The following is a 13,747-nucleotide window of genomic DNA, read 5'->3' as shown; positions in this document are numbered from 1 at the left end:
AGACGGCTTTATGCGCTAACTGTCTTGATATGAAAATAAAAAACCATAACGGATAGCCGCCGGCCTCGGTTAAAATCGCGGTCTTCGTTCACCATACGCGAGCAGCACCGCCATGATTGAAGTCGGCATCGTGATGGGTAGCAATAGCGACTGGGAAGTGATGCAGCACGCCGCGAGCATGCTGAAGCGCTTCGGCGTCGCCTGCGAAACCCGCGTCGTCTCCGCCCACCGCACCCCGGACCTGTTGTTCCAGTATGCCGAAGAGGCCGCGCCGCGCGGCCTGGCGGCCATCATCGCCGGCGCCGGCGGCGCCGCCCACCTGCCCGGCATGCTGGCGGCCAAGACCCACGTGCCGGTGCTGGGCGTGCCGGTGCCGTCCAAATACCTGCGCGGCGAGGATTCGCTGCTGTCCATCGTGCAAATGCCCAAGGGCATACCGGTGGCCACCTTCGCCATCGGCGAGGCCGGCGCCGCCAACGCCGCGCTGTTCGCCGTGGCCATGCTGGCCACCACGCGGCCGGAGCTGGCCGAGAAACTGGTGGCCTTCCGCCGGGAACAGGAACAAACCGTGCTGGCGATGACGCTGCCGGAGGTCGAATAATGGCCGCCATCCTGCCGCCGGCCATGCTGGGCATACTCGGCGGCGGCCAGCTGGGCCGCATGTTCGCCGTGGCCGCCAAGACCATGGGCTACCGCGTCACCGTGCTGGACCCGGACGAAAACGCGCCGGCGGCGGCCTTCGCCGACCGCCACATCCGCGCGCCGTACAATGACCCGGCCGCGCTGCGCGAGCTGGCGCAAAGCTGTGCCGCCGTGACCACCGAGTTTGAAAACGTCAACGCCGACGCCATGCGCGAGCTGGCCAAGACCACCCGCGTGTCGCCGTCCGGCGACTGCGTGGCCATCGCCCAGGACCGCATCGCCGAGAAAAGCTGGATCAACAAGGCCGGCCTGCCGACCGCGCCGTATCTGGCCATCGAGAGCGTGGAAGATATCCAGGTGGACCTGGCGCCCTATCTGCCGGGCATCCTGAAAACCGCCCGCCTGGGCTACGACGGCAAGGGCCAGGTGCGGGTGAAAACCGCCGCCGAGGCGCGCGCCGCCTACGCCAATCTGGGCGGCCAGGCCTGCGTGCTGGAAAAGATGCTGGACCTCAAGCTGGAAGTGTCGGCCATCGTCACCCGCGTCAGCGCGGCGCAAAGCGCGGTGTTCCCGGTGGCGGAAAACCTCCACCAGGACGGCATCCTGGACGAATCCATCGTGCCGGCGCGCATAGCCCCGGCGCTGGCCGCGCAGGCGCAGGACATGGCCCGCAAGCTGGCCGACGCGCTCGATTACGTCGGCGTGCTGGCGGTGGAGTTCTTCGTATTGGCCGACGACAGCCTGGTGGTCAACGAAATCGCCCCGCGCCCGCACAACTCCGGCCACTACACGCTCACCGCCTGCCTGACGGATCAATTCCAACAACAGGTGCGCGCCCTATGCGGCCTGTTGCCGGGCAAGACCGACCTGCTCAGCCCGGTGGTGATGGTCAACCTGCTGGGCGACGTCTGGAAAGAAGACGGCGGCGAACCGAACTGGGACGTGCTGATGGAGGCGCCCAACGCCCAGCTGCACCTGTACGGCAAAAAAGCCGCGCGCCCGGGCCGCAAGATGGGCCACTTCAACGTGATGGCCGCCACGGCGGACGAGGCGCTGGAGCAGGCCAGGGCGTTGAAGGACACCTTGTAAGCCCGAAATGCCCATGTATAATCGTTCCATCCAGCCCCTGTCAGTAAGCCTGTTCACCCATCCCGAACTGCGCCGAACCCCGGGGCTTTTTGCTTTGTTGCCCCACGAAGCCGCTGCCCGGAAAACCCGCGCATGAACACGTCACTTTCGTCTTTGCGCGCGGCGCTGAACTCAGTCGCCAACCCATCTCGCGCGCCGGCGATGCGCGCCTATATGCGCGAGCAGTTCGATTTCCTCGGCGTCCCCGCGCCGGCCAGGCGCAAGGCCGCCGGGCCGTGGATCAAATCGCATGACGCGGCCGGCCCCGACGGCTGGCTGGAACTAGCCGAAGCGCTGTGGCGGCAGCCGGAGCGCGAATTCCAATACGTGGCGGTGGACCTGCTGGCCCGGCACGCCGCCATGCTGCCGGCCTCCGCCTTGCCGCGGCTGCTGGCGCTGGTTAGCGACAAATCCTGGTGGGACACCGTTGACGGCTTGGCCGCCTGGATCATAGGCGAACAGGTCCGCGCGCGGCGCGAGCTGCAGAGCGACATGGACAGGCTGTCCGGCGACGGCGATTTCTGGCTGCGCCGCATCGCCATCCTGCACCAGCTGTACTGGAAGCGCGACACCGACGTCGAGCGGCTGTTCCGCTATTGCGCGGCCAATGCCGCCGACACCGAATTCTTCATCCGCAAGGCCATAGGCTGGGCCTTGCGCGAATACGCCTACACCGACGCCGATGCCGTGCGCGGCTTCGTCGCGTCCGCCGCGCTGTCGCCGCTGTCGCGGCGCGAAGCGCTGAAACGAATCCAACAGAACCCCCTGCCCGCGAAGGAAGCATGATGACCGGACTGAACACCACCCACCTGACCAGCCTGAAGAAGATCTACTCCGGCAAGGTGCGCGATCTGTACGAGATCGACGAGCAGCGCATGCTGATGATCGCCACCGACCGGCTGTCCGCCTTCGATGTGATCCTGGACGACCCGATCCCGGCCAAGGGCCAGATTCTGACCGCCATCTCCAATTTCTGGTTTGAAAAACTGAAGGACGTGGTGCCCAACCACCTGACCGGCGACCAGCCGGAAGACGTGGTGGCGGCGGAAGACCTGCCGCAGGTGCAAGGCCGCGCCGTGGTGGCCAAGCGCTTGAAGGCGGTGCCGATCGAGGCCGTGGTGCGCGGCTACCTGGCCGGCTCCGGCTGGAAGGAATACCAGCAGTCCAACTCCATCTGCGGCGTCGCCCTGCCCGCAGGCCTGAAGGAAGCGGACCAGCTGCCCGAGCCCATCTTCACCCCCTCCACCAAGGCGGCGGTGGGCGATCACGACGAGAACATCAGCTTCGCCCAGTGCGAAGCCATCGTCGGCGCGGAGCTGGCGGCCCAGGTGCGCGACACCGCCATCCTGCTGTACAAGACCGCGGCCGCCTACGCCGCCACGCGCGGCATCATCATCTGCGACACCAAGTTCGAGTTCGGCCTGGACGAAAACGGCGTGCTGACGCTGATGGATGAGGCGCTGACGCCGGACTCCAGCCGCTTCTGGCCCGCCGACAGCTACCAGCCGGGCAGCAATCCACCGTCGTTCGACAAGCAGTTCGTGCGCGACTGGCTGGAAGCCTCCGGCTGGAACAAGCAGGCCCCGGCCCCGGCCGTGCCGCTGGACGTGCGCGAGAAAACCGCCGCCAAGTACCGCGAGGCGCTGGAGCGCCTGGCCGGCTAACGTCCTCTCCCAGCTGCCGCCGGCCGCGCCGGCGGCATGACTTGAGCATCAGGCCTAGTTGCGACTACCATCTACTGCCTTGTCATAAAGCCGCCACGCCATGAGCCTGATCCAACCCGCACTCGACACCCCGCGCCTGAAGCTGCTGCCGGCCCACCCGGACCTGACGGCGGCCGCGCTGGACTACCACAGCCGCAACCGCGCCCACCTGGAGCCCTGGGGGCCGACGCCTGGGCCGCAGTACTACAGCGAAGACTATTGGCGCACCCAGATGCGCCAGGGCGCGCGCTCCTGGACGGAAGGCCACAGCGCGCGCTTCCTGCTGGCGACGCGCGAACAACCTGACCGCGTCATCGGCACCGTGGGCTTCAGCAATATCGTGCGCGGCGTGTTCCAGGCCTGTCACCTGGGCTACGGCGTAGACCAGGCCTGCGAAGGCCAGGGCCTGATGCGCGAGGCGCTGCAGGCGGCGATACGCTTCGCCTTCGATGACTTGAAGCTGCATCGCATCCAGGCCAATTACCAGCCGGCCAACGCGCGCAGCGCGGCCCTGCTCCAACGCTTGGGCTTCACCGTAGAGGGTCAGGCCAAGGATTACCTGTTCCTGAACGGCGCCTGGCGCGACCACGTGCTGACTTCACTGCTGAACCCTAATTTCGACAGCCGCGTCTTGCTCGGCTGAGAGGCACCGCATGCAACGCTCCACCCTGACCGCCGCCGACGGCGTCGCCATTCCGCTGTGCCGCTGGCGGCCGGAAGGGCCGATCCGCGCCGCGCTGCTGATCTCCCACGGCATGAGCGAATACGGCGCGCGCTACGACCGCTTCGCGCGCACGCTGGCCGCCGCCGGCTACGCGGTGTACGCGCACGACCACCGCGGCCACGGCGCCTCGCCCGCGCCGCGCGGCTTCTTCGCCGCCGAAGACGGCTGGCGCAAGGTGGTGGACGATGTGGAAGCCGTGCGCCGCCACGCCGCCGCCGAACATCCCGGCCTGCCCATCATCCTGCTGGGCCACAGCATGGGCAGCTTCATCGCCCGCGCCTATTTCCTGCGCTACGGCGGCCAGCTGTCCGGCCTGATGCTGTCGTCCACCGGCTATCGCCAGCGCCCCTTGGCGCGGCTGCTGGGCGCGCTGGCGCGCTTCCTGGGCCGCCGCAATGGCTGGGATAAACCCAGCCGGCTAATGGCGGCGCTGGTGTTCGGCAGCTTCAACCTGGGCTTTCCGCCCTGGCGCACCGGCATGGACTGGCTGAGCCGCGACGCGGCCGAGGTGGACGCCTATCTCGCCGACCCGGACTGCGGCTTCGATCCGACGCCGGGCCTATGGGCCGACCTGTTCGGCGGCATCGTGGAGATGGAGGCCGGCGAGGCCGCCGGCGCGGGCATCAACCGCCGCTGCCCCATCCTGCTGTTCGCCGGCAGCCGCGACCCGGTCAGCCTGGGCAAGCTGGCGCTGGGCCAGCTGGAAATCCGCTACCGCGACGCCGGCGCGCTGGACCTGCAAAGCCAGGTCTATCCAGGCGGCCGCCACGAGATGCTGAACGAGAGCAACCGCGCCGAGGTGGAAAGCGATATCCTCGCCTGGCTGGCGCGCGTCGCGCCCGCCGCCTGAATCCCGGAGTCCGTCATGATAGAAGTCCACCACCTGAACCAATCGCGCTCGCGCCGCATCACCTGGCTGCTGGAAGAGCTAGGCCAAGACTATGCCGTCGTGCGCTACGAACGCGACCCGCAAACCCGGCTGGCGCCGCCGGCGCTGCAGGCCATCCACCCGCTGGGCAAGGCCCCGGTGCTGCGCGACGGCGACACGGTATTGATCGAATCCGGCGCCATCATCGACTACCTGATCCGCACCTACGGCAACGGCCGCTTCGCGCCCGACATCGCCTCGCCGGATTACAACCGCTACGCGCAGCTGCTGCACTATGCCGAAGGCTCGGCCATGCTGCCCATCCTGCTGCAGCTTTACGTCGGCTTCCTGGGCGAAGCCGGCGCGCCGCTGCATCCGCGCATCCACAGCGAGCTGGACAACCACCTGGGCTACCTGGAGCGCGAGCTGGACGGTCGCGACTACTTCGTCGGCGACGAGTTGAGCGGCGCGGACGTGCAGCTGTCCTTCGTCGCCCAGATCGCGGTGCGCGGCGACGGCCGCCAGCGTTATCCCAATCTGGCGCGCTTCGTCGACCGCATCGAGGCCCGCCCGGCCTACCGCCGCGCCGCCGAGAAACACGGCGAATAAACCAGCCCGCCATCAGGCGGGCTTGTCGCTTCCGTCTCTATCCGCAAGCCGGGGGCAACGATCAGGCTGGAATCGCCTCGGCCTTGCCGTCCAGGGCCATCAAATACGTGTCCACCGCCAGCTGCGGATGCTTGTCCAGAACGGCCTGCTTCAGCGCCGTCAGCGCCTTGGCGTGGATGGCCGTCTCCTTCTCCGGCTCCTTGGCGAAGTCCTCGCCGAACACCACCTTGTAAGCGCCGCAATCGCGGTGATCCAGCAACACCACCTTCTTGATGTGATGCAGGTCTATCGCCACGCCCAGGTGCTGCCAGAAGGTGGTGTTCCAGGCCGGGAACTTGTCGGTGATGGAAATCAGCGAGGCGCCGGCCAGCACGATGTGGTCGTAGTTGTCGCGCAGGCCCAGGCCGTTCATGAAGGCGGCGGTGTCGTCGACCAGCCGGTAATCCATGCAGGACAACAGCAGCACGTCGGTGCCGCCGGCCGCCCAGGCCGTGCGCGGCACGAAGCTGCCCAACAGCGCGACGCCGCCACCCAGCGCGGCCAGTTTAAGAAAACCGCGGCGGCCCAACGGGCGCTCCTGCAGCGGGGTCAGGCAATCGGTATGAGCGTGGTGCGTTTGGCACATCTTTTATTCTCCTTTGTTGGCGACGGCGCTAGCCGTCCGCAAGGATTATAAGTAGCGTTGGCCTTGGCATGCCAAGCGGTTTTTGGACAGCCTCGTTGACAACTTACTTACCAGTAAGTATCTTGACCGGCAGGGTTGACATCGCCAGACGAATCAAAGGCTTGGGCCTGCCCCAAGCGATAACGACACGAGGAAGAAACATGAGCGCTTACCCGCACCTGCTGGCCCCGCTGGACTTGGGTTTCACCACGCTGAAAAACCGCGTGCTGATGGGTTCGATGCACACCGGCCTGGAAGAATCGCCGAACGGCTTCGAGAAAATGGCCGCCTTCTACGCCGAACGCGCCAAGGGCGGCGTGGCGCTGATCGTCACCGGCGGCGTCGGCCCCAATCCGGAAGGCTGCGTGGCGGAAGGCGCGGCCCAGCTGTCGGACGAACACGAAGTGCCCAAGCACCAGCTGATCACCGACGCCGTGCACGCCGCCGGCGGCAAGATCGCGCTGCAAATCCTGCACTCCGGCCGTTACAGCTTCCAGGAAAAGTGCGTGTCGGCCTCGCCCTTGATCGCGCCGATCAACTTCTACAAGCCGCGCGAGCTGTCCGACGCCGACGTCTGGCAAACCATCGCCGACTTCGCGCGCTGCGCCAAGCTGGCGCAGCAGGCCGGCTACGACGGCGTGGAAGTGATGGGCTCGGAAGGCTATCTGATCAACCAGTTCATCGCCCGCGCCACCAATAAGCGCACGGACGACTGGGGCGGCAGCTTCGAAAACCGCATCCGCTTCGCCATCGAAACCGTCAAGGCGGTGCGCGAGGCGGCCGGCCCGGCATTCATCATCATCTACCGCCTGTCCATGCTCGATCTGGTGCAGGACGGCAGCAGCTGGGACGAAGTGGCCCAGCTGGCGCGCGAGATCGAAAAGGCCGGCGCGACGATCATCAACACCGGCATCGGCTGGCATGAGGCCCGCGTGCCCACCATCGCCACCATGGTGCCGCGCGGCGGCTTCGCCTGGGTGACCAAGAAGCTGATGGGCGCGGTGAAGATCCCGCTGATCACCACCAACCGCATCAACACGCCGGAAGTGGCCGAAGACATCCTGGCCAGCGGCTGCGCCGACATGGTGTCGATGGCGCGCCCCTTCCTGGCCGATCCGGACTTCGTCAACAAGGCGGCGGCAGGCCGCGGCGACGAGATCAACACCTGCATCGGCTGCAACCAGGCCTGTCTGGACCACATCTTCCAGGGCAAGCTGACCTCCTGTCTGGTCAACCCGCGCGCCTGCCGCGAAACCGAGCTGAACTACGAGAAAACCGCCGCGCCGAAGAAGCTGGCGGTGGTGGGCGCCGGCCCCGCCGGCCTGGCCTTCGCCACCGTCGCCGCCGAGCGCGGCCACGCCGTCACGCTGTTTGACGCGGCCAATGAAATCGGCGGCCAGTTCAACGTGGCCAAGCAGATTCCGGGCAAGGAAGAGTTCTACGAAACGCTGCGCTACTTCCAGCGCCGCATCGAAACCACCGGCGTCGCGCTGAAGCTGAACACCCGCGTCGCCGCGGCCGACCTGGCCGGCTTCGACGAGGTCATCCTGGCCACCGGCATCGCGCCGCGCACGCCGGCCATCCCCGGCGTCGATCACCCCAAGGTGCTGAACTACCTGGACGTGCTCAAGCACAAAAAGCCGGTGGGCAAGAAGGTGGCCATCATCGGCGCCGGCGGCATCGGCTTCGACACCGCCGAATACCTGACCCACGAGGGCGAATCCACCTCGCTGAACACCGAGGCCTTCATGCGCGAGTGGGGCGTGGACATGACGGGCGAAACCGCCGGCGGCCTGGCGCCGCAAGGCCCGCAGCCGCACAAGAGCCCGCGCGAGGTCTACCTCTTGCAGCGCAAGACCAGCAAGGTGGGCGAGGGCCTGGGCAAGACCACCGGCTGGATCCACCGCGCCAGCCTGCAGATGAAGCGCGTGCAGATGCTGTCCGGCGTCAGCTACGACAAGATCGACGACTCCGGCCTGCACATCACGGTGAAGGGCGAGCAGCAAGTGCTGCCGGTGGACAATGTGGTGATCTGCGCCGGCCAGGACCCGCTGCGCGAACTGCAGCAGCCGCTGCTGGACGCCGGCAAGACCGTGCACCTGATAGGCGGCGCCGACGTGGCGGCCGAGCTGGACGCCAAGCGCGCCATCGACCAGGGCTCGCGCCTGGCCGCGGCCATCTGAGCCTTCTCGCCCGCGTTCACTAGCCCCCGCCCAGCGGGGGCTTTTTCGTTAAATGGCAGGAATACGTTAAAAATTGTTTCCTGCCGCCCCTTCTTAACACGTCATACACAGTATTCCATCAGCATGACGCGCGGCCCCATGCCGGCCGCTTCACGTCAAAAAATCCCTATATCGGAGAAATGCCATGCCTGTTCCCGCCACCCTGCGCCGCAGCGGCCTGATCGCCGCGCTGACGCTGAGCGCGCTCGCCCCCCTGTCCCACGCCGCCCCATCGCCCTTGCTGGACGCCAGCCACCCGGTCAACTGGTGGTTCGCCTTCAAGTTCAACGCCGCGTCCTTTCCCGGCTGCGGCAGCGCCGCGCCGGTCAACAGCTGCCAGTTCGGCGGCAGCCCGCAGAGCTACAGCAGCGGCAAAAGCTACAGCCAGCAGTATGTCTACGCCAGCAGCAGCCAGCCCGTCTTGAGCCAGGGCGGCGGCTGCGTGGGCGACACCCCGGCCGACCCGGTGGGCGCCACCTTCGGCGAGATTTACAACGGCAAGCTGAACTATGTGGTGTGGAACGACCAGTTCTATGATGACCCGTCGATCGCCTCCTGTTCCGGCAATTCCTGCGGCGCGCCGTGGGGCCATTCCAAAGGCGTGCTGGCTTGGGACGACCAAGGCAACGGCGTGGTGATGCAGGTCAGCACGCCGTCCTGGCCGGCGTCCGGCAGCGCGCAATACCCGCGCACCAGCGACGGCAACACCCTGGGCTGCGTGCAGGACAACGACGTGGAAGTCAGCCAGCACTTCTTCTCGCTGAAACTGAGCCACGCCGACGTGCTGGCCGTGCTGCAGGGCTTGGCCAACGCCAGCGCGGTGACCGATCCGGGCAACCCGCAGATCGCCAAGAACGGCGGCCCGGCCGACATCCAGGCCGCAGTCAGCCAACTGGGGCAAAAATCCGACGGCGTGGCGCCGCAGGTCAGCAAGCTGTCCAGCGGCGTCACCCTGATCGCCAAACCTTCCAAGCTGCAAGTGCCGCCGTGGCAGCTGGTTTCGGCCGAATTGGGCGGCATCGCGCTGCGCGCCGCCACCTGGTGGGAGAGCAGCAAGACTACCGCCATCCCGACCACGACCAAGGCCGGCGCGCCGGCCTGCTGGGACAGCAGCCTGCCCAAGCCAGGCCCGGTGGCCATCGCCACATCGGGCAGCTGGGGCGGCAAAACTTTCTCGCTGAAGGGCGGCCTGGGCAAGAACTACAACCACGCCAAAATAGGCGTCAGCACCAGCGGCGGCACGGCTTACGCGATCTTCGGCGACATGAACCAGGAGGGCGCGCTGGCCGGCAATTGCGCCAGCGCCCAGAACGGCCGCGGCGGCCTGTTTTTCGCGCTGCCCAACGCCGCGCTGGCCGGTTCCATCGCCAAGCTGATAGGCGGCGACACCGCGCCGTCCACGAAGAGCCGCTAACCGCGCCCCTGAGCCAGGCCATGCCGGCGGCGGCGCGCCTCGGCTCAGGCGCTTGACTGGATTACGGAAGAATCGCGCAGGAGAGCGCATCGCCGCGGCGTATTGAAAACTCTGGGTTTGAAGTGATGGTCGCGCCGCCGGCTTAATCTCGGGACGATCCTGGGCGACACTGCATGCCAGATGCATGGGCATCAGCCAATCGACAAGGAACTCAACCATGATTCGCCAAGACGCGCAGTATCAAAAAGGCCTGGAACTGATAGAACGCTTGCACGGCGGCCACACCGGAGGAGAACGGGTGGCTGCCGTGGCGGACATCAGCCCGGATTTCGCCGACATGACCATCGCCTGGGCCACCGGCCACATCCTGAGCCGGCCCGGCCTGGACCTGGCCACGCGCGAACTCATCCTGGTGGCGGCCTGCGCCACCCAGGGCTTCGCCCAGGTGCAGCTGGTGGCGCATGCCGAGGCCGCGCTGCGCGCCGGCGCCACGCGGCAACAAATACACGAAACCATTCTGCAGCTGACCTTCTACGCCGGCGGACCGGCGGTCAGCAACGCGCTGGTGGCTTTGAAAGAGGTGCTGGCGGAACCCGCCGCCGTCTAAACCCGCGCAGGCTCCCGCGCCTGGGCGCCGCGGGCGGGTTTGGACACGCAAACCGCGCGCAAGCGCGGTTCTGCATTCCTCCTCCAAACCCGCTCTGCGCGGCGGCCCCCGGCAGAACGGCCTATTGCCATTGCTATTTGTCTATCCGTTTGCCATTTTCATCTTGAACCGTTCTATTGGAACAGCTTTCGCGATTTCCCCTTCACGCCGGCGCCGCCGGCTTTCTATCGAGGAGTTGCAGATGAAAATCCCAGCCTTGTTCGGCCTCATCGCCCTGCTGGCCTTGCCGGCGCTCGCCGCTGAGCCGTTGCCGGCCTTTCGCGGCGATCCCGCGCAATCATCGGTATCGGGCCTGTCCTCCGGCGCCTTCATGGCGGCGCAGTATCAGGTGGCCTATTCGGCGTCTGTCGTGGGCGCCGGCGTGGTGGCAGGCGGTCCGTACTACTGCGCCAGAGGCACCCTGGCCGGCGCCGGCCCCTGCATGAACATCGGCCAGCCGCCCGCGGTCGGCCCCTTGCTGGCCACCGCGCGCCAGTTCGCCCGAGCCGGCCATATCGACCCGCTGGACAAGCTGGCCAGCCGCCGCATCTATCTGTTCAGCGGCAGCGAGGACAATACGGTGAAAACCCAGGTGGTGGACGCGGCGGCGGAGTGGTTCCGCCAGGCGGGCGTGCCGAACGCGCAAATCGCCTATGAGCGCAGCCTGCCGGCCGGCCACGCCCAAATCACCCCGGCTTACGGCAACGATTGCGCCGCCACCCACACGCCCTACATCAATCATTGCGAGTCACAAGGCAAGGGCTACGATCAGGCCGGCGTGATTCTGCAACAGATCTACGGTCCGCTGCGGCCCAAATCCCAGACGCTCACCGGCAGCATCGTTCCCTTCAGCCAAAGCCGCTACGCGCCGGCGGGCAGCAGCATGGCCGAGGTGGGCTACGTCTACGTACCGCGCGCCTGCGCCGAGGGCGAGGCCTGCCGCGTGCACATCGCGCTGCACGGCTGCCAGCAATACGCCGCCAAGGTGGGCGACGCCTTCTACGCCCACGCCGGCTACAACAACTGGGCCGACAGCAACCACATCCTGGTGCTCTATCCGCAAACCACGACCTCCGCCGCCAATCCGCAAGGCTGCTGGGACTGGTTCGGCTACACCGGTCCGGCTTATGCCTGGAAGAGCGGGGTACAGATGCGGGCGATCAAGCGCATGGCCGACCATCTGGTCTCCCGCTAAGGCGGCCATCGGACCGCGCGGAAACGACAATGCCCCGTCTAAGCGGGGCATTGCTGTTTTACCACGACGCCGGCTTATTCGGCGCGCGCCCGGCGCGCCTTGACCGCATCGGCCAGTTCACGCAGCAGTTTTTCGGTATCGTCCCAGCCCAGGCAGGCATCAGTGATGCTCTGGCCGTATTTCAGCTCGCAGCCCGGCTTCTGGTCCTGGCGGCCTTCCACCAGGTGGCTCTCCACCATCACGCCGAAGATGTTCTGGTCACCGCCGGCGATCTGGCCGGCCACGTCGGCGCTGACCTCCATCTGGCGGCGATAGTCCTTGCGGCTGTTGGCGTGGCTGAAATCCACCATCAGCTTGTGCGGCAGGCCGACGGCGATCAGCTCGGCGGCGGCGGCGCGCACGTGCTCAGCCGAATAGTTGGGTTCCTTGCCGCCGCGCAGAATCACGTGGCAGTCCGGGTTGCCGCCGGTGGAGACGATGGCCGAGTGGCCGGTCTTGGTCACCGACAGGAAATGGTGCGGCACGCTGGACGAGCGAATGGCGTCGACGGCGATCTTCAGGTTGCCGTCAGTGCCGTTCTTGAAGCCCACCGGGCAAGACAGGCCGGAAGCCAGCTCGCGGTGCACCTGGCTTTCCGTGGTGCGCGCGCCGATGGCGCCCCAGCTGATCAGGTCGGCGAAATACTGCGGCGTGATCATGTCGAGGAATTCGGTGGCGGCCGGCATGCCCAGATTGTTCAGCGTCAGCAGCAGGCGGCGCGCGATGCGCAGGCCGGCGTTGATGTCGTAGGACTCGTTCAGGTGCGGGTCGTTGATCAGGCCCTTCCAGCCCACCGTGGTGCGCGGCTTCTCGAAATAGACGCGCATCACCACCACCAGTTCGTCCGCCAGCGCCTGGCGCAGCGGCGCCAGCTTCTGCGCGTATTCCACGGCGGCGTCGACGTCGTGGATGGAACAGGGGCCGATCACCACCAGCAGGCGGTCGTCCTCGCCGCGCAACAGGGCCGAGATTTCGCGACGCGTGTTGTAGATCAGCTCGGAGGCCGATTCGCTGATCGGCAGCTCATACAGGTGGGCGATAGGCGGAAGCAGTTCCTTGATCTCGCGGATTCTGACGTCGTCGGTCTGGCGTTGCATGCGGTTGTCCCTTGTGGCTATTTCGTTTTCTGCATAGCAGCAAGATAACCGGATTTGTCCGCGCTAGACAACCCGCCGGCGCAGGGAATGCTAAAGCGCCGCGGCCCGAGGGCGGCGGCGCTTGATGGAAAACGGTTGGGAGATCAGTCCGCGTACTGGCGCTTCATGCGCTCGCGGCGTTCCTGCGCCTCCACCGACAGCGTGGCGGTGGGGCGAGCCATCAGGCGCTTCAGGCCGATGGGTTCGCCGGTGTCTTCGCAGAAGCCGTAGGAGCCGTCTTCGATCTGGCGGATGGAAGCCTGGATCTTTTGCAGCAGCTTGCGCTCGCGGTCGCGGGTGCGCAGCTCCAGCGCGTACTCTTCTTCCAGCGTCGCGCGATCAGCCGGATCGGGCGTGGCTTCCTGTTCTTGCAGATGGTTGGCGGTCGCGTTGGCGTTGACCAGCAACTCCTGCTGCATCTGCAACAACCGGTCCTTGAAAAACTCAAGGTGGTCGGCGTTCATATAATCATCGCCTTCCCAGTTGAGGATATCCTGTTCGGTCAGCTTGGCCATGTTTGGTGCTTCCAGCATAGAGTTGGCAACAGGCGGAGAAGATTACCGGTGGGCCAATATTTGCGCAACTGTCTTGAGCTTATTTCCAAATAATCACTCGCAACTGCTAACATTTTTTATAGTCCGCTCCGGCATTGATAACAAGTCCGCCCGAATTCATAAAACATCAATAGACTCGCCGTTTTCGACAAAGCCATTACCCTACAAGTTCAAAGGCGGCCAAGGCCGCCTTTTTCAGCAGG

Annotated in this window: 14 protein-coding genes; 11 read left to right on the top strand and 3 right to left on the bottom strand. The window is 66.2% G+C overall.

The features are described from left to right. The first annotated feature begins 112 nt into the window (after positions 1–112). The 7 genes from purE to FYK34_RS17695 all read left to right on the top strand — a co-directional run bounded on the left by purE (position 113) and on the right by FYK34_RS17695 (position 5,674). A complete protein-coding gene (gene purE / locus FYK34_RS17725; protein ID WP_149298762.1) occupies positions 113–601 on the top strand; it encodes a 5-(carboxyamino)imidazole ribonucleotide mutase in 489 nt (162 codons plus the stop codon). Beyond that, positions 601–1,731 (top strand): 5-(carboxyamino)imidazole ribonucleotide synthase, encoded by a 1,131-nt coding sequence (locus FYK34_RS17720; RefSeq protein ID WP_149298759.1) that lies wholly within the window; start codon positions 601–603, stop codon positions 1,729–1,731. The genes purE and FYK34_RS17720 overlap by 1 nt, the downstream gene beginning before the upstream one ends. 132 nt (positions 1,732–1,863) lie before the next feature. After that, complete coding sequence (locus tag FYK34_RS17715; protein WP_149298757.1) at positions 1,864–2,556, top strand: DNA alkylation repair protein; 693 nt, start codon at positions 1,864–1,866, stop codon at positions 2,554–2,556. Continuing rightward, positions 2,556–3,434: a phosphoribosylaminoimidazolesuccinocarboxamide synthase gene (locus FYK34_RS17710; RefSeq protein WP_149298755.1), complete on the top strand. Its 879-nt coding sequence runs from the start codon at positions 2,556–2,558 to the stop codon at positions 3,432–3,434. Before FYK34_RS17715 ends, FYK34_RS17710 begins: the two co-directional genes overlap by 1 nt. 100 nt (positions 3,435–3,534) lie before the next feature. Beyond that, positions 3,535–4,116 (top strand): GNAT family N-acetyltransferase, encoded by a 582-nt coding sequence (locus tag FYK34_RS17705; RefSeq protein ID WP_149298753.1) that lies wholly within the window; start codon positions 3,535–3,537, stop codon positions 4,114–4,116. A 10-nt stretch (positions 4,117–4,126) separates the two neighbouring features. Next, complete coding sequence (locus FYK34_RS17700; RefSeq protein WP_149298752.1) at positions 4,127–5,047, top strand: alpha/beta hydrolase; 921 nt, start codon at positions 4,127–4,129, stop codon at positions 5,045–5,047. A gap of 15 nt (positions 5,048–5,062) precedes the next feature. Further along, a complete protein-coding gene (locus FYK34_RS17695; protein WP_149298751.1) occupies positions 5,063–5,674 on the top strand; it encodes a glutathione S-transferase family protein in 612 nt (203 codons plus the stop codon). A gap of 61 nt (positions 5,675–5,735) precedes the next feature. Here the strand turns inward: FYK34_RS17695 and FYK34_RS17690 are convergent, their stop codons facing one another. Continuing rightward, entirely contained in the window at positions 5,736–6,299 is a 564-nt protein-coding gene (locus tag FYK34_RS17690; protein WP_149298750.1) for a carbonic anhydrase, read from the bottom strand. Positions 6,300–6,499: 200 nt separating this feature from the next. Here FYK34_RS17690 and FYK34_RS17685 point away from each other — a divergent pair, with 200 nt between their 5' ends. The 4 genes from FYK34_RS17685 to FYK34_RS17670 all read left to right on the top strand — a co-directional run bounded on the left by FYK34_RS17685 (position 6,500) and on the right by FYK34_RS17670 (position 11,815). Next, positions 6,500–8,521 (top strand): NADPH-dependent 2,4-dienoyl-CoA reductase, encoded by a 2,022-nt coding sequence (locus FYK34_RS17685; RefSeq protein WP_149298749.1) that lies wholly within the window; start codon positions 6,500–6,502, stop codon positions 8,519–8,521. 184 nt (positions 8,522–8,705) lie between these two features. Continuing rightward, positions 8,706–9,974: a deoxyribonuclease II family protein gene (locus FYK34_RS17680; protein ID WP_149298748.1), complete on the top strand. Its 1,269-nt coding sequence runs from the start codon at positions 8,706–8,708 to the stop codon at positions 9,972–9,974. A 217-nt stretch (positions 9,975–10,191) separates the two neighbouring features. Beyond that, positions 10,192–10,581 carry a carboxymuconolactone decarboxylase family protein gene (locus tag FYK34_RS17675; protein WP_149298746.1) on the top strand — a complete coding sequence of 130 codons (390 nt, stop codon included), beginning with the start codon at positions 10,192–10,194 and terminating at the stop codon, positions 10,579–10,581. A 241-nt stretch (positions 10,582–10,822) separates the two neighbouring features. Continuing rightward, complete coding sequence (locus tag FYK34_RS17670; protein WP_149298744.1) at positions 10,823–11,815, top strand: extracellular catalytic domain type 2 short-chain-length polyhydroxyalkanoate depolymerase; 993 nt, start codon at positions 10,823–10,825, stop codon at positions 11,813–11,815. A gap of 74 nt (positions 11,816–11,889) precedes the next feature. Here the strand turns inward: FYK34_RS17670 and aroG are convergent, their stop codons facing one another. Together aroG and dksA are read right to left on the bottom strand one after the other, a co-directional pair. Further along, a complete protein-coding gene (aroG, locus tag FYK34_RS17665) occupies positions 11,890–12,951 on the bottom strand; it encodes a 3-deoxy-7-phosphoheptulonate synthase AroG (RefSeq protein WP_149298742.1) in 1,062 nt (353 codons plus the stop codon). 143 nt (positions 12,952–13,094) lie between these two features. Beyond that, positions 13,095–13,505: an RNA polymerase-binding protein DksA gene (gene dksA, locus FYK34_RS17660; protein ID WP_043627703.1), complete on the bottom strand. Its 411-nt coding sequence runs from the start codon at positions 13,503–13,505 to the stop codon at positions 13,095–13,097. Positions 13,506–13,747 lie beyond the last annotated feature (242 nt).

The organism is Chromobacterium paludis (assembly GCF_008275125.1).
Lineage (GTDB): Bacteria > Pseudomonadota > Gammaproteobacteria > Burkholderiales > Chromobacteriaceae > Chromobacterium > Chromobacterium paludis.
This window is presented reverse-complemented; position numbering and strand designations above follow the sequence as displayed.